This is a genomic window from Niveispirillum sp. CC-CTL257 (assembly GCF_059489915.1).
Window position 1 is genome coordinate 2,838,729 of the sequence record NZ_JCAJXE010000001.1, and the last position, 15,575, is coordinate 2,854,303.

Below are 15,575 nucleotides of genomic sequence, written 5' to 3' on the forward strand. Positions count from 1 at the left end.
AGGACGTTTAAATGAAGTTCACCCTTTCCTGGCTGAAGACGCATCTCGACACTGATGCCACGCTGGACCAGATCACCGACGCGCTGACAGCCCTTGGGCTGGAGGTGGAGGGGGTTGAGGATCGGGGGGCCGCCCTGGCCGCCTTCCGCATCGCCCATGTCGTGTCGGCGGAAAAGCACCCGAATGCCGACAAGCTGCGCCTGTGCATGGTCGATACCGGGGCGGGGGAGCCGGTGCAGGTGGTCTGCGGCGCACCCAATGCGCGGGCCGGCATCAAGGTGGTCTTCGCCGCCCCCGGCACCGTGATCCCTGTCTCGGGCGACACCCTGTCCATCGGCACCATCCGGGGTGTCGAAAGCCGGGGCATGATGTGTTCGGAGCGGGAGCTGCTGCTGTCCGACGAACATAATGGCATCATTGAATTGCCAGAGGATGCGCCCCTGGGCGGTTCCTTCGCCGATTGGCGGGGCCTGTCCGACCCGGTGATCGAGATTGCCCTAACGCCCGACCGTGTTGACTGTGCCGGTGCGCGCGGTGTCGCACGTGACCTGGCCGCAGCCGGTCTGGGCACGCTGAAGCCGCTGGCCGCCACGCCCGTCGCCCCCGCTTTCGATAACCCGCTGAAGGTGACGCTAGGCCATCCCGGCTGCCCGCAGATCGCCTTCCGCCTGATCCGGGGCGTGAAGAACGGCCCCAGCCCGAAATGGCTGGCCGACCGTCTGCTGGCCGTCGGCCTGCGCCCGATCAGCGCCCTGGTCGATATCACGAACTATTTCAGCCTGGACCTGTGCCGCCCGCTGCATGTGTTCGACGCGGCCAAGCTGTCCGGCGGCATCACGCTGAAGCCGACCGCAGAAGGCGACAAGCTGCTGGCCCTGAACGGCAAGGAATATGCCACCCCCGCCGGCCTGATCGGCATCTATGATGATGCGCACATGATCTCCATGGCCGGCGTCATGGGTGGGGAGACGACGGGTGTGACCGCCGACACCACCGATGTCGTACTGGAAGTGGCGACGTTTGAGCCGGTGCGCATTGCCGAAGCGGGCCGCGCCCTGCAATTGGACAGCGATGCCCGCTACCGGTTCGAACGCGGGGTGGACCCGGCCAACATCCTGGAGAAGGTGGAGCTTGCCACCGCGATGATCCTGGAGCTGTGCGGTGGGTCCGCCGGTGGCATCAGCCTGACCGGCGCGGAACCCGCCTGGCAGCGTACCCTGACCCTGCGCCCGGCCCGCGTCGCGGCCCTGGGTGGCGTGGATGTGCCCGTGGATGAACAGGTCCGCATCCTGACCGCCCTGGGCTTTACCGTCACCCGCCGCGACGACGGCGTTCTGGTGGCCGACGTCCCGTCCTGGCGCCGCGATGTGGAGGGCGAGGCTGATCTGGTGGAAGAGGTGCTGCGCGTCACCGGCTTCGACAAGATCCCGGCCACGCCCCTGCCGCGTGAGGTGGGCACCCCCGCCCCGGCGCTCACCGCCGATCAGCGCCGCCGCTTCAACGCCCGCCGCGCGGCCGCCGAACGTGGCCTGCTCGAATCGGTGACCTGGTCCTTTGTGGACCCCAAGGTCGCGGCCCTGTTCGATGGTGACAAGGATGAGCTGCGGCTGGTGAACCCGATCAGTGCCGATCTGGCCGTCATGCGCCCCTCCATCCTGGGCACCCTGGTCCCCGCCGCCGGCCGCAACGCCGCCAAGGGCTTCAAGGATGTCGGCCTGTTCGAGGTTGGCCCCGCCTTCCGCGACGGGTCAGAGAAGGGCCAGGATCTGGTGGTGGCCGGCGTGCGCGCCGGTGCTGCGGTCCCGCGCAACTGGTCCAAGGGTGAGCGCCCCGTCGATGCCTTCGACGCCAAGGGCGACGCCATGGCCATCCTGGAAGCAGCCGGCGCCCCCGTCGCGAACCTGCAGGTCACGCGCGACGCCCCCGGCTGGTACCATCCGGGCCGTTCGGGTGTCCTGCGCCTGGGTCCCACGGTGCTGGGCCGCTTTGGCGAACTGCACCCCGCCCTGCTGGAGGCGCTGGACGTCGCCGGCCCCGTGGTGGCATTCGAACTGCTCCTGGATGCCGTGCCGGCGCCCAAGAAGAAGGCTGGCACCGCCAAGCCGCTGCTGGTCCTGTCGCCGTTCCAGCCGGTGGACCGCGACTTCGCCTTCCTGGTGGCCAACAGCACCGACAGCGACAAGCTGCTGAAGGCCGCCAAGGGGGCTGACAAGGCGCTGATCAGCGATGTCAGCATCTTCGACATCTATGAAGGCAAGGGCGTGGAGCCCGGTTTCAAGTCGGTGGCCCTGTCTGTCACCTTGCAGCCGGTCGACAAGACCCTGACCGACAAAGAGATCGAGGATGTGGCCGCAAAAGTCGTGGCCGCCGTTGCCAAGGCGACGGGCGCATCCTTGCGCGGCTGATCCCATCCGCCTGCAACAGCAGCAAGGGGCATCACGCAGGTGATGCCCCTTTTTTCATGCCTATTATGCCGTGTCCGCATGTCAAACGGATCGGTTTACGCAGACGACATGCTTACGTAACGCATACGGAAGGTGGGGTAAAACCCGGCTTCCCGGTCTGGAATTTCATGGTTCCATTTCAGGGTTGAGAGGAATTTCTTGACCACAGTAGGAGTTCACCCTGAACACACCCCGGTTTCACTTTGACATGCGCAATAAATAATCACCATAGATAAAATTCCACTCAAATACACATTGCACTTTCCCTAAGTCTCCGACAGCAAAACACCGCCACATCTCTGTCACATCCCTTGGTCAGCGTAAGAAAAGCGCCATCTCCCGCCCGTTGACCCCTTGGCTAGACTGTCAAAACACAGCTACAGTGCAAGAAAACAAAATGGCGCCCAAAGCCAGTTCAGGGCGGGCAAGCCGAAAAAAGTATCGGGAGGGAACATGCGTGCGCTCAAGAATCTTCCCATCGTGTGGAAGCTGGTTCTGCCACTGTTGCTGATGGGCGTGCTGACCATCGGCACGTCGCTCTATGCCCTGTCACAGATGGAGGCGGTGGGCGACGAATACCGGACCATGCTGGACCGGTCCGAACGGGCCAAGGCCATCCTGTCGGCCCGTGAAACGGCGACGGACCTGGGCCGCCTGGGCTACACGATGGTCGCGGAAACCGACAGCTTCATCCTGGAAAGCATGCAGGATGAGATCGCCCTGAAGCGGGATGAGCTGACGGGCCACCTTGACCTGGTGGAAAAGATCCTGCCGGAGCGCAAGGCCGATATTGACGCCATCCGCGAGGATACGCGCCGCATGCTGGAAATCGTCGAGCAGGCGCGCAAGCTGGCGCTGGACGGCAAGGGTTCGCAGGCCGCCGCCATCCTGGTCGACCGGTTCGATATCAAGCTGACCGATGTGCTGGACAAGCTGGAGGTGACGACGGGCGATGTGCAGGCCAAGCTGGATGCTGGCAAAGCGGCGGCACAGAGCCGGTTCGACCGCGCCCTGGCCGTGACCCTTGTCGTGGGCCTGTCGGGCACGGCCATCGTGCTGGGCCTGGGCATTGCGCTGGGCATGGTCGGCATTTCCCGCCCCCTGCGCCGCATCGTCACCACCATGACCAAACTGGCCGATGGCGACCTGTCGGTGAAAGTGTCGGGTGGCGACCGGCGGGACGAGATCGGGTCCACGGCCCGCGCGCTCGCCGTGTTCCAGAAGGGCATGCGCGAGGCAGAAGCCATGCGCAATGAACAGGCCGCCATGGAAGAACGGGTGGAGGCGCAGAAGCGTCAGGCCATGACCCAACTGGCCGATGATTTCGAAAGCAGCATGAACGCCGTGGTCAGCGCCGTCGGCGGGGCCGCCGATCGCATGCGCGGCACTGCCCAGGGCCTGAACAGCGTGGCTGATGAAACCAACCGGCAGTCGGAAGCCGTGGCCAGCGCCGCTGAACAGGCGGCGGAAAATGTGAACACGGTGGCCGCCGCCGCCGAACAGCTGACGGCCTCCATCAGCGAAATCTCCCGCCGCGTGGCCGAAAGTGCGTCCATCGCCCATGACGCCGTGGCCGAGGCTGAACGGTCGAACAGCACCGTCACCGGTCTGGTCGATGCCGCCCAGCGCATCGGGGAGATTGTGCGCCTGATCGGCGATATTGCCAGCCAGACCAACCTTCTGGCGCTGAACGCCACCATCGAGGCGGCGCGCGCCGGCGAGGCCGGTAAGGGCTTTGCCGTGGTGGCGTCAGAGGTGAAGGCCCTGGCCACGCAAACCGCCAAGGCGACAGAGGAGATCGGCAGCCAGATCGCCAGCATGCAATCGGCCGCCGGCAATGCCGCAAACGCCATCCGGGGCGTGGGTGGCACCATCGACAAGATCAGCGACATCGTCTCCACCATCGCCGCCGCGGTGGAGGAACAGGGTGCCGCTACCCGCGAAATCGCCAATTCCGTGGCCCAGGCCGCCACCGGCACCCAGAATGTCAGCGCCACTATCGGCGAAGTGACGCGCGCCGCCGCCGAAACCGGCAGCATGGCGGGCGACGTGCTGAACGCCGCCAATGATCTGGTCGGCGAAAGTGCTGCCCTCAATCGTGAAGTGGCGCAGTTCGTGGCCAAGGTGCGGGCAGGATAAGGACGACGCCCCTGCTTCACCGCTGCCCCGGCGAAAGCCGGAAGCTGGGAGCCAATCAACCGAGTTCCTGGTGCCTTGATCGGGGAGGCTTCAGGGTTGTTTAGTCCTGCTCCTCCTACGCTGCCCTGCGGAGACGCGCGGAAAAGGCAAAAAGCACCGTCAATGGCTAGGATCCGGCAGGTGTTCATCGAAACACCTGCCGGATCCTAGCCTTCTAATATATCGCGTGATTCATGCTTCAAATGATTCCATTTGAAGCGATCACACTCCAATCGCCTCATCAATCATCGCCACCGTCTCCTTCACGCCATAGAGCGCAATGAAGCTGCCCATGCGCGGGCCGGTGGTCTGGCCCAACAGCACCTCGTACAGCGCCTGGAACCAGGTGCGCAGTTCGGTGAAGCCGTGCTTCTTGCCGACCTCGAACACCTGATTCTGCAACTGGTCGGCCGGCGTGTCGGTGGCGATCTCGGCCAGAACGGCGCGCAGTTCGGTGATGGCCGCCCGCTCCTGCTCGGACGGTGCGCGGTACTGTTTCGTGGGCTTCACGAAATCCTGGTAATAGGTGACGGCGTAACCGACCAGCTGGTCCAGGAAGGGTGCCGTCTCCGGGCTGGCACCCGGCGCATAGCGGCGGATGAAGCCCCACATCACATCGGCACTTTCGGCATTGGCCGCCCCGGCGAGGTTCAGCAGCAGGCCGAAGGTCAGGCCGGCGGTGCCCTTCACCTCGTTCGGGACCACGCCATTATGGATGTGGTGGACGGGGTTCTCCAGCTTTTGGGCCGGCTCCAGCGCGTCGAACTTCTCCACAAAGGTCAGATATTCATCGACGGCGCGCGGGATCACATCGAAATACAGCTTCTTGGCTGCGCGCGGCTTGTTGAACATGTACAGCGCCAGACTCTCCGGCGGGGCATAGCGCAGCCATTCTTCCATCGTCAGGCCATTGCCCTTCGACTTGGAAATCTTCTGCCCCTTCTCGTCCAGGAACAGCTCATAGTTAAAGCCGTCGGGCGGGGTGCCGCCCAGGATCTTCACGATCTTGCCGGCCAGCTCCACTGACGGGATCAGGTCCTTGCCGGCCATTTCATAATCAACACCCAGCGCCAGCCAGCGCATAGCCCAGTCGGGCTTCCATTGCAGCTTGACGGCCCCGCCGGTGACGGGCGTCTCAACCTTCTTCCCGTCCTCATCCTCATAGACGATGGTGCCGGCATCGACATTGCGTTCCAGCAGCGGCACTTGCAGCACCCGGCCCGTCGACGGGCTGACGGGCAGGAACGGGCTGTATGTCGCCTGACGTTCCGCGCCCAGCGTGGGCAGCATCACGGCCATCACCTCATCATAATGGCGCAGAACCGCCATCAGTGCGGCATCGAAACGACCGGACGTGTACCAGTCGGTGGCCGACTGGAATTCATACTGGAAACCGAAACGATCCAGGAAATCCCGCAGCATCGCGTTGTTATGATGGCCGAAGCTCTCAAACTTGCCGAACGGGTCGGGCACCTTGGTCAGCGGCTTGCCCAGATGCTGAGCCAGAAGCTCGCGGTTGGGCACATTGTCGGGAACCTTGCGCAGCCCATCCATATCGTCGGAAAAGGCGAACAGCCGCGTGGGCACGCCCGGCATCAGCCGTTCAAAGGCCCGGCGCACCATGGTGGTGCGCGCCACCTCGCCAAAGGTGCCGATATGCGGCAGGCCCGACGGGCCATAGCCGGTTTCGAACAGGACATAGCCTTTGGGCGGGGCTTTACCGCCAAGACGCGCCACCAGCTTGCGCGCCTCCTCAAACGGCCAAGCCTTCGCCCCAAGCGCCAGTTCCTGTTCGCTGCTCATCGCATGTCACCAAAGAAAGAAAAACAAGGCGGCAACCCTAGGGAAAAGCCCGGAAAGGGTCAATGCGCACCCAGGCCGGGGCGGGCATGCGAGGGGGTATCAGCCCTCCACCCCGAACCGGAACCGCTCCCCCTTTTCCGGCAGCGCATAGGTCCCGAACATCCGGTCCCAGAGGGCCAGTGCCGTGCCGAAATTCCGGTCGCGGTGCTGGTCCGCGCTGGAATGGTGAAGCTGATGCATATGAGGGGAGATCAGCCATCCCGACAGGGCGCGCGGAAACGGCATGGGCACGGGGCTGTGCCGCAGATGCGCGAAGGCCAGGCCCCAGGCCAGCATGAAGATATTGACGCCCAGCACGGTCAGGGCCGGCACCTCTGCCCCTGCCAGTCCAGCCACCAGACCCAGACCCAGACCCTGGCCGATCATATTGCCCGACAGATGCACCACCTGCTCCCACGGCCAGAAGCGGAAGGCGGTCAGCGGGGTCAGGACGGGTGGGGCATGGTGCAGCTTATGGCTCTGCCACAGCCAAGGCACCGCATGGAACAGCCTGTGGGTCCAGTAGAGCGCGAAATCGCCGGCCACGAAGGCGGCAAGGGCGGCCAGCAGCAGCAGCGGCCATTCCGGCGCCCCTATCGCACCGACACCCAGCAGCGCCCCGACAAACGCCGCCGCCCCCTTGGCCGCGATCACCGACAGGGCGAACAGCAAGGGCGACAGCAGGAACGGCAGGGCAGAATTGGCGATGAAACAGCCGGCATCAACGGGCAGTTCGCGCCAGTAATCGGCTGCCCGGCCCCACAGGGCGCGATCACGCCCGAACCAGACGGCCCCGATCAGGCCGATGGCCAGACCCGGCCACCACAGCACCGATTCCGGTGCCGTCAGCAGGCCTGCCAACGATAAAAGCCAATCCTCGACGGCCTGGTCCAAGGCCGACTGCGTCTGCGCCATGCCCGATACGTCCCTTCAGGTGACGGGACGCCAGGATGACAGAAGCGGCACCGGGGGCCAAGTACCGCCCCCGTCTCTATCACGCCGCCGGCTGGTCGCTTTCGCCCGGATCGGCGTCGCTCATACCGTCATCGCCGCCTTCACCCTCATCGCCGTCATAGCGCGGCACATGCTGGCGGGCGCGGCCTTCCTGCTCGTTGATCTGGCAGATGATGCGGTAATAATGCTCGGCATGCTGGAGATAATTCTCCGCCGCCACCCGGTCGCCCGAGGCATGGGCGTCGCGCGCCAGGGCCTGATACTTTTCATAGACCTGGAAGGCATTGCCACGGATGCGCACATCCGGGCCGTTGCTGTCAAAGTTCTGGTGACGCAGCGGCATATTCTGACGGCGATTACCGCCGCCACCATTATTGCCACCGCCGTTACCGCCACCGCCATTGCCACCGCGGCCACGCCGCCGCTGCTGATTATTGGGTCCCTGTCTCATTCGCTATATGCTCGGCCCCTGGTTATCGAAGCCCCCGGACACCATGCCGTCCCGTCTTATCCGTTTTTATCGGCCTTGACCTGTTCGGGCGGCGTTTGATCGCCCTGCCCTGGGACGCATAAGCCCCGGTCCGAGGGCTTTGCCACGGCAGGCGCCCCACGCGCTGCTGCCGTCCGAAGCGGACCCTAGCGATACTCGCCTTGCATTCCAAGGGTTTTTTACGGAAGCGTAACAGGTGGAAGACGAATTCACCTTCCACCTGCTGCATTCCTGACCTGCTGCCTGCTGATCAGGCCGGCATGCGGTGCAGACCACACAGCTTGTTGCCTGCCGGATCGCGCAGATAGGCCAGGTACAGCTTCATCTCGCCCATGATGCGCACGCCCGGCGGGTCCTCACAGGGGGTGCCGCCATTGGCGATGCCGGCGGCATGCCAGGCATCCACCTCTTCGGGCGACTTGGCACCAAACCCGATGGTGCCGCCATTGGCACAGGTGGCCGGCTCGCCATTGATGGGCTTGGTCAGGCCCAGAACACCCGTGGGCGTGCGATAAAACACGCGGCCCTTGGGATCGTAATAGCCGGGTGCTATGCCCAGCGCCGCCAGGGTCGCATCATAGAACGCCTTCGATGCCTCGATATCATTGGCACCGAGAATGACATGGCTGAACATTTCCTCCCCCTCCTTCACGATCCGCCGTGCCTATCCGCCGGCCTGTCTGGGGAGGGGGAGGATAGGGAGGCACCGACACCGCCGTCAATCGTGGCCGGACCCCCGCCCCAGGGCCACGCGGTCGCGCCCGCCCAGGTCGCGCAGCGTGACCACATCAGCAAATCCGGCCCCGCGCATCAGGCCGGCCACCGCCGGCCCCTGATCGGCCCCATGTTCGAACCCGGCAACCCCGCCGGGCGACAGCAGCGGCGGCAGCACCCGCACCAGATGGCGATAGGGGTCCAGCCCATCCACCCCGCCGGCCAGCGCCCGCCATGGCTCAAACCGCGCCACCTCGGGCGCCAGCCCGGCAATGTCGGCATCGGGAATATAGGGTGGGTTCGATACGATGATATCGAACGGCCCGGTCAGCGCATCCACCCACGACCCCGCCACAAACGCCGCCCGCGCTGACAGGCCCAGCGACACCGCGTTCCCCCGCGCCACCATCGCGGCGTCGGGCGACAGATCGACACCCACGCCAAACGCCGCCGGATATTCCGACAGCAGCGCCAGCAAGATGGCCCCGGTCCCGGTGCCGAGATCTAGAATCCGCCAGGTCCGCCCCCGGTCGGGACAGGCTTTCAGCACCGCTTCCACCAGCGTTTCTGTATCGGGCCTTGGGATCAGGGTTTGTGGACCCAGCGCCAGGGTCAGGCCCCAGAATTCCCAATCGCCCAGGATGCGCTGCACCGGCTCCCGCACCGCGCGGCGTTCCACCAGCGCGTTGAAGGCCGCGACCTGCTCCGCCGTGCCCGTCAGGCCGGCGGGCCGGCGCAGGCGCGATACCGGCACGCCAAAGGCGCGTTCGGCCAGATAGAGCAGGTCCAGCCGCGCCTCTTCCACACCCAACGCCGTCAGCCGCTGTTCGGCATCGCGCAGCAGGGCCAACAGATCGATCATGGCCCTGTCCCCTTGCCCCCGCGTCGCCGCCGCCGTCCGGCCTTCGCCGGGGCCGGCACGGCCAGCATCTTTTCCTTCAGCCCCGCCAGGGCGGCAAAGGGATTATCGGCATCCACAGGCACCACCTCCACCGCCTTCGCCACCGGCCCCTCCGGCCTGCGCCGGACCCAGATGTCGGGGGCCGGCTCCTGCCCCTCCGCCACCGGCGGCTTCTTGCGCAACCGCCAGCCCAGGGCCATCAGAATGGCGGGAACCTCCGCATTGGAACAGGCGGCCAGCGGTGCCAGACCCGACAGGTCGGTCAACCGCCCGTCGCCCGACCGGTCGGCAATCACCTGCATCAACCGGTCGGCCATATCCACCCGCACCGCGCGCGGCCCCAGCGGCAGGTAGCCGGCGGCGCGCAGCAAGCCATCATCCATCCCCTCCCGCATCACCGAAATCCGCCCCGGCGGCGGCAAGGCGGGCGGCAGCGCCAATCCCTGTTTCACCGCCCAGAGCAGGCCCAGCATCGCGGCGGCACGCGGTTTGATCAGGCCCGGCAGATAGATCTGCCCTACCCCAAACCGCACGCCCAGCCGTTCCAGCGCCACCCGCTGCGGCTTATCAATCCCCGTCAGCAGCCCCGCCACCGCTTCACGCGGCAATATCCCGGCGGCCTCCGACAGTTGGAACACCACCCCGCGCGCCGCGCCCGTGATCTCCGCCGCCTCCAGCCGGACCAGCGGGGCCAGATCGGCACGCACCCGTGCGGCAACAAGGCCCAACAGCCGCCCCCTTACCCGTTCCCGCTGCACACCTTCCAACAAATCATCGCGCAGCAGCCGCACAGCAGGCGACAGCAGCCGTTCACCGGCCATCAGCCGCCCGACCTCCACCCCGTCCCAGCGCAGCATTCCGTCGGGACCCAGGGCAAAGGCCTCATCCCCCGCCGCCTCCAACGCCGCCACCCGGCGCGCAATCTCCTCACGCAGGGCCCGGCGCGCGGCGGTCATCAGGGTGGGGGCGTCATCGTCACCCACATCGGCCTGCATCTCAAAGCCAAGCCCCCGCAGCGCGCCGACGGGATGGCCTTCCACCACCACGGTGCCATCCGCCGTGACGAACCCCGACAGCTCCCGCCCCGTGCGCAAGGATTTCACCAGCCCTGCCGAGCGCTTATCGACAAAGCGTTGCGTCAGCCTTTCATGCAGCGCGTCCGACAGCCGATCCTCAATCCCGCGCGTCAGCCCCTGCCAGTGCTTGGGATCGGTGACCCAGTCGGCGCGATGGCTGATATAGGTCCAGGTACGGATATGGGCGATGCGCGACACCAGCGTGTCGATGTCCCCATTCAGATTGTCCAGCCGCTGCACCTGTCCCGCCACAAAGTCGGTGGGCAGCCGCCCGCCGGGTGCCATCAGGTGACGGTACAACTGACCCAGCAGCCTTGTATGCGCATCCGTCATGGTCTTGCGGAAATCCGGGACCTGACAGACCTCCCACAGCATCTTAACCCCGCGCGGACGGCGCGTCAGGCCTATCACCTCTGCGTCGCCGGCCAGGGCCTTCAGCGCCTCCACATCATCGGCGGGCCGCGCGCGGATCAGCAGGGGGGAGGGCGACGGCGCTTCCAGGCTGCGCAGCAGCCCGTCCACCGACCGCGTATCCAGTTCACTGTTACGCCAGCTCAGTTGCTGCAAAGGCGGGAACTCATGGTTCTCCACCGCCTGCACGATATCGTCATCCAGGGGGGAACAGTCCCAGGTGGTGCCAAAGGTGCCGTCCGTCTGGTGCCGACCCGCCCGCCCGCCGATCTGCGCCACTTCCGGTGCCGTCAGGCGGCGGGGACGCTGCCCGTCGAACTTGTTCATGCGCGCGAACCAGACATGGTCCACATCCATGTTCAGGCCCATGCCGATGGCGTCGGTGGCCACCAGATAATCGACATCGCCCGCCTGATACATGGCCACCTGGGCATTGCGGGTGCGGGGGCTGAGCGCCCCCATCACCACCGCCGTCCCCCCGCGCGACCGCCGCACCATCTCCGCCAGCTGATAAACCTCTGTCACCGAAAAGGCCGTGACGGCACTGCGCGGCGGCAGCTTGGTCAGCTTCTTGTGCCCCCCGAAACTCAGTTTGGAAAAGCGCGGGCGGGTGATGATCTCCACCTTGGGGATCAGCTTCTGGATCAGGGGCCGGATCATGTCCGACCCTAAAAACATCGTCTCCTCCCCGCCCCGCGCATGCAGCAGCCGGTCGGTGAAGATGTGCCCGCGTTCGGCGTCGGCACAAAGCTGGATTTCATCCACACACAGGAACGCCACTTGGCGTTCCAGCGGCATGCTTTCCACCGTACAGACCCAATAGCGCGGGGCCGGCGGGATGATCTTCTCCTCCCCCGTCACCAGGGCCACGTGATTGGCCCCCTTCATCCGCACCAGCTTGTCATAGTTCTCGCGCGCCAGCAGACGCAGCGGAAAGCCGATCATGCCGGTGGCATGGGCCCCCATGCGCTCCATGGCCAGATAGGTCTTGCCGGTATTGGTGGGGCCCAGCACCGCCAGCACCCGGCCACCCGTGGCCGTCGCCAGCCCCGCCGGATGGGAAGGATTTGCGCTCATGGTGCTTATCCATGGGCGGACGCCTGTGATAATGCAAGCCCGGCCATGGAAAAGCCATCTGCGCGGGTCAGATCATCAGACATGAAGAAAGCGCTTCTCCTCCTCGCCGCCCTGGTCTTCACGCTTGCCGCCCCCGCCGGCGCCAGCCCGGAACAGGCAGCATCCCTGAAGGACATGCTGACCCGCCGCCTGGGCGAGTCGGCCGGCAGCCGCGACCGGCTCTATGTCGAACGCGTGCCTGATGTGGCCGTGACGGAAAAGGCCGGCCTTTATCATTTGCGCATCCCCAACCTGCGCCTGGCCAGCAATGATGGCTGGATGGTGGAGGCCCCGCTGGTGGAGGGCGACGCCACCCCCCGGCCCGACGGGTCCTGGCAGTTGAAACTACGTCTGCCGCAGGGCCTGACGCTCTATGGCGGCAATGGCTTCCGCCTGGGTGATATCGCGCTGGCCCGGCAGAGCCTGACAATGGCGATCAGCGGCGATGGCCGCTCCCTGCTCTCCGCCGATCTCGATATCGCCAACGCCAGCTTCAAACCCGCCTTGGGGGCCGGCACCGGCAGCCTGTCTGCCCTGCGCCTGATCCTGACACCAAAATCCATGAAGGACGGGGTGTGGAGCGGACGTGTCTCTCTGGCGCTGGATGCTTTGTCGCTGAAGGACCCGATGGGCATTGACCGGCTGTCGGTACAGCGTCTGCGCCTGGATGGCGGGGCCGATGGTCTGGACATGCGCCGCATGGGCGATTTGCTGGCCAGCGGTGACCGCGCCCACCTGGACCGTATCGCCCGCACCGCCGACCTCTCCGCCGATATCACGGGCTTTCGACAAGTGCGGGACGATGGTACGCGCAGCGCGCTGGAGAGGGCCAAGGGCAAGCTGACCCTGTCCGGCCTGTCATCGGCCAAGGCCGCCCTGGCCCTGGACTGGACGCATGAGGGGTTGAACCATATGGGCCCCCGCCTTTCCCCTGACCTGCTGCCCATGCGCGCCGCCATCAACCTGACCGGCACCGCCCTGCCCAGGGCCTTGCTGACCGGGGCCAAACCCGCCGATGGCTGGACCCCTGCCCTGGCGGCGGCGGGCAGTACGATCAAACTGTCCAAGCTCAGCCTGTCGAACCCCAATTCCACGATCCTGGGCCAGGGCGATTTTCGCTTCGGCCCCGGTAATGCCAGCGGCGTGACGGGCAACGCCACCCTGTCGCTGCGCGGCGTGGACAGGATTATCACCGGCATCAACCAGTCGATGGGTGCCAATGGGGCAGCCCTGTCCATCGGCCTCTACGCCCTGCAGGGCCTGGGCCGCCCCGAACCCGGGCCCGACGGCACCACCCACCAATACGCCCTGACCATCACGCCCACCGGTCAAGTCACCCTGAACGGCACCGACGCCACCTCCCTGTTCCGGGGCCTGATGGCGGTGAATTGACGGGCGGCTTCATCTGAACAAGACAGGATCAGAACGGCTTGACGATCACCAGGATGACGATGCCGATCATCAGGACGGTCGGCACCTCATTCATGATACGGAAATAGCGCGCGGGCTTGGCATTGGCGTCATTGGCGAACAGGCGCACATGCTTGACCAGTACGCCATGCATTCCCGACATCAGCAGCACCAGGGTCAGTTTGGCATGCAGCCAGCCCTGACCCTTCAGCATGTCGGGGTTCAGGGCGATCATGGCGACGCCGAAAATCCAGGCCCCGCCCATGGCCGGGTTGATGATGGCCTTCAGCAGACGGCGTTCCATCACCTTGAAGGTTTCTGACTGCACAGACCCGCGTTCGGCATCGCAATGATAGACGAACAGGCGGGGCAGATAGAGCATGCCCGCCATCCAGGCGATGATGCTGATGACATGCAGGGCCTTGATCCAAAGGTAATAGTCACCCACGCCGCACCTTCCCGCTTTGTCCCGTTCCGTCCCGGATATCCCGATGGACATTTGCCCACGGCTCCGCACCCCGGCTAAATAGCACCCAACCTTTGCTGAACCAAGCGCCATGCCACGCCCGCGACAAGGGAACGCCTTGCATACACGGCGATGCGTGCTAGGTTGCCGCTAACAAAACCTCCGGCCATCCAGGCCCCGGGAACCGATATGGCCGATACCGCCCAGACCGAAGCGCCCGATGGGGAAGCCGAGGTCATCCAGTTTGATGATGCGTCGCGCGATGCGCTGCATATCCTGCCCATGGCCATGCTGCCATTGGAAACGCCGGGCCTGCGCCGGGCCAAGCTGATCAAGAATGCGCGTCTGGAAACCGTGGTGGAAATCTTCCAGGACCGGTCAACGGGCAGCGGTCAGATCAGCCCCGATCACTTGGCCAGCCTGTTTCCCAGCCATACCAAGAGCCTGCGCGTCGATATGGTGCAGATCAGCAAGCTGGTCCGCATCAACAGTTTCGACGTCTATACGCTGCGCAAGGAACTACGCCGCGTCGGTATCGCGGTGAACGATGCCAAGGCCTTGCAGCTGTCGGACAGCAAACGTGCCGAACTGACTGGCTATATGAAGGATTTCACCCGACCCCTGCTGCAACAGGTTTATGGCAGCGAGGAACGGCAGATCACCGATGTCTCAGATATTCTGGCCATGCTGGCAAATCCCGACCGGGAGGAGGCGCTGGCCAATCTGCGCCTGCTGTCGGAAAAGCTGAAGGTGAAGCTGAACGAGATCCCGGACTTCCTGGAGGATTACGGCGACGTGTTCCTGTCGCTGGCCTATTTCCGATCCTGCCTGGATGGCATCGTGCCGGAGGTGCAGAAGTTCCTGAAATGGGCCATGGAGCCCAAGGCATCGGAACTGATCGCGCGCGACCGCAACATCATGAAGATGCTGTCGGATGTGCAGTCGAAACTGACCTCCATCACCACCTCCATCACGGGCCGTTTCGAGGCGTTTGACCGACGGTCCAAGGATTTCTGGAACGATATCAGCGCCGACAGTTTCCGGTCGGTGCGCCACCAGATCGAAAGCCACCATGTCACCATCGGCGGCGTGCTGTGCGGTCTGGCCGTGAAGATGGCGCTGTGGAAGGCCCGGTTCCCGCAGGGTGGGGCGGGACCCAACAAGCGCGTGGAATTCATCCGGTCGGAGATTCTGCCGGGCCTGGACCATATTCTGGCCATCGAGAATGCGGCCAGCGGGATGAAGTGAGGGGGAGCAGGTCAGGGCAAGGCAGAGGCCTCACCCTGACCTATTCCCCCCGCAGCATCTTGCGGATGGCGTCCGCCAGGAGCTGATAGGGGTCTTCGCCCTTGGCCTTGGCGGCGCGCTGTACCTGTTCCTTGAAGCCCCGGTCGGTGGCCTGACGGCGCAGCCGTTCAATCTCCCCCTGCCGGATGCGCCCGTCCAATTCCCCGGCCTGCGGGGCGCTGGTCACGGCGGGCGCTTTCGGCGGGGGACGCTTAATCATGTGTTCCTCAATCGCCGGTGCCAACATCCGTTGGCTTGGCTTACGCCGCACGTGCGGCGCGGCGGC

General features: G+C 65.2%; 12 protein-coding genes. 4 read left to right on the forward strand and 8 right to left on the reverse strand.

Translation table 11 applies throughout. The features are described 5' to 3' along the window. The first annotated feature begins 11 nt into the window (after positions 1–11). Both pheT and ABC729_RS13300 read left to right on the forward strand, forming a co-directional pair. Positions 12–2,405 carry a phenylalanine--tRNA ligase subunit beta gene (gene pheT / locus ABC729_RS13295; protein ID WP_495608033.1) on the forward strand — a complete coding sequence of 798 codons (2,394 nt, stop codon included), beginning with the start codon at positions 12–14 and terminating at the stop codon, positions 2,403–2,405. A gap of 492 nt (positions 2,406–2,897) precedes the next feature. Next, positions 2,898–4,583: a methyl-accepting chemotaxis protein gene (locus ABC729_RS13300; RefSeq protein WP_495608034.1), complete on the forward strand. Its 1,686-nt coding sequence runs from the start codon at positions 2,898–2,900 to the stop codon at positions 4,581–4,583. Between the two features lie 261 nt (positions 4,584–4,844). Here the strand turns inward: ABC729_RS13300 and ABC729_RS13305 are convergent, their stop codons facing one another. The 6 genes from ABC729_RS13305 to ABC729_RS13330 form a co-directional block, all read right to left on the reverse strand. Beyond that, complete coding sequence (locus ABC729_RS13305; protein ID WP_495608035.1) at positions 4,845–6,425, reverse strand: lysine--tRNA ligase; 1,581 nt, start codon at positions 6,423–6,425, stop codon at positions 4,845–4,847. A 99-nt stretch (positions 6,426–6,524) separates the two neighbouring features. Further along, positions 6,525–7,379 carry a sterol desaturase family protein gene (locus ABC729_RS13310; protein WP_495608036.1) on the reverse strand — a complete coding sequence of 285 codons (855 nt, stop codon included), beginning with the start codon at positions 7,377–7,379 and terminating at the stop codon, positions 6,525–6,527. Between the two features lie 79 nt (positions 7,380–7,458). Continuing rightward, positions 7,459–7,869, reverse strand: coding sequence for a DUF4167 domain-containing protein (locus tag ABC729_RS13315; protein ID WP_495608037.1), 411 nt, complete (start codon positions 7,867–7,869; stop codon positions 7,459–7,461). A 289-nt stretch (positions 7,870–8,158) separates the two neighbouring features. Next, entirely contained in the window at positions 8,159–8,542 is a 384-nt protein-coding gene (locus tag ABC729_RS13320) for a VOC family protein (RefSeq protein ID WP_495608038.1), read from the reverse strand. 84 nt (positions 8,543–8,626) lie between these two features. Beyond that, entirely contained in the window at positions 8,627–9,484 is an 858-nt protein-coding gene (prmC, locus tag ABC729_RS13325) for a peptide chain release factor N(5)-glutamine methyltransferase (RefSeq protein ID WP_495608039.1), read from the reverse strand. Further along, positions 9,481–12,087 carry a helicase-related protein gene (locus ABC729_RS13330; protein WP_495608040.1) on the reverse strand — a complete coding sequence of 869 codons (2,607 nt, stop codon included), beginning with the start codon at positions 12,085–12,087 and terminating at the stop codon, positions 9,481–9,483. Before ABC729_RS13330 ends, prmC begins: the two co-directional genes overlap by 4 nt. Before the next feature lie 81 nt (positions 12,088–12,168). Between ABC729_RS13330 and ABC729_RS13335 the strand changes: the two genes are divergently transcribed. After that, positions 12,169–13,518 (forward strand): hypothetical protein, encoded by a 1,350-nt coding sequence (locus ABC729_RS13335; RefSeq protein ID WP_495608041.1) that lies wholly within the window; start codon positions 12,169–12,171, stop codon positions 13,516–13,518. A 28-nt stretch (positions 13,519–13,546) separates the two neighbouring features. Here ABC729_RS13335 and hemJ read toward each other — a convergent pair whose 3' ends face one another. Then, positions 13,547–13,984 carry a protoporphyrinogen oxidase HemJ gene (gene hemJ, locus ABC729_RS13340; protein WP_495608042.1) on the reverse strand — a complete coding sequence of 146 codons (438 nt, stop codon included), beginning with the start codon at positions 13,982–13,984 and terminating at the stop codon, positions 13,547–13,549. Positions 13,985–14,191: 207 nt separating this feature from the next. Here hemJ and ABC729_RS13345 point away from each other — a divergent pair, with 207 nt between their 5' ends. Then, a complete protein-coding gene (locus ABC729_RS13345; RefSeq protein ID WP_495608043.1) occupies positions 14,192–15,250 on the forward strand; it encodes a hypothetical protein in 1,059 nt (352 codons plus the stop codon). Between the two features lie 40 nt (positions 15,251–15,290). Here ABC729_RS13345 and ABC729_RS13350 read toward each other — a convergent pair whose 3' ends face one another. Continuing rightward, the gene (locus tag ABC729_RS13350; RefSeq protein WP_495608044.1) at positions 15,291–15,509 is read right to left on the reverse strand and encodes a hypothetical protein; all 219 of its coding nucleotides are present in this window, start codon (positions 15,507–15,509) and stop codon (positions 15,291–15,293) included. Positions 15,510–15,575 lie beyond the last annotated feature (66 nt).

Bases quoted from the DNA above. Each gene is read 5' to 3' on its own strand.
- pheT (WP_495608033.1), top strand. From the start codon at position 12: ATGAAGTTCACCCTTTCCTGGCTGAAGACGCATCTCGACACTGATGCC.
- ABC729_RS13300 (WP_495608034.1), top strand. From the start codon at position 2,898: ATGCGTGCGCTCAAGAATCTTCCCATCGTGTGGAAGCTGGTTCTGCCA.
- ABC729_RS13305 (WP_495608035.1), bottom strand. From the start codon at position 6,425: ATGAGCAGCGAACAGGAACTGGCGCTTGGGGCGAAGGCTTGGCCGTTT.
- ABC729_RS13310 (WP_495608036.1), bottom strand. From the start codon at position 7,379: ATGGCGCAGACGCAGTCGGCCTTGGACCAGGCCGTCGAGGATTGGCTT.
- ABC729_RS13315 (WP_495608037.1), bottom strand. From the start codon at position 7,869: ATGAGACAGGGACCCAATAATCAGCAGCGGCGGCGTGGCCGCGGTGGC.
- ABC729_RS13320 (WP_495608038.1), bottom strand. From the start codon at position 8,542: ATGTTCAGCCATGTCATTCTCGGTGCCAATGATATCGAGGCATCGAAG.
- prmC (WP_495608039.1), bottom strand. From the start codon at position 9,484: ATGATCGATCTGTTGGCCCTGCTGCGCGATGCCGAACAGCGGCTGACG.
- ABC729_RS13330 (WP_495608040.1), bottom strand. From the start codon at position 12,087: ATGAGCGCAAATCCTTCCCATCCGGCGGGGCTGGCGACGGCCACGGGT.
- ABC729_RS13335 (WP_495608041.1), top strand. From the start codon at position 12,169: ATGAAGAAAGCGCTTCTCCTCCTCGCCGCCCTGGTCTTCACGCTTGCC.
- ABC729_RS13345 (WP_495608043.1), top strand. From the start codon at position 14,192: ATGGCCGATACCGCCCAGACCGAAGCGCCCGATGGGGAAGCCGAGGTC.
- ABC729_RS13350 (WP_495608044.1), bottom strand. From the start codon at position 15,509: ATGATTAAGCGTCCCCCGCCGAAAGCGCCCGCCGTGACCAGCGCCCCG.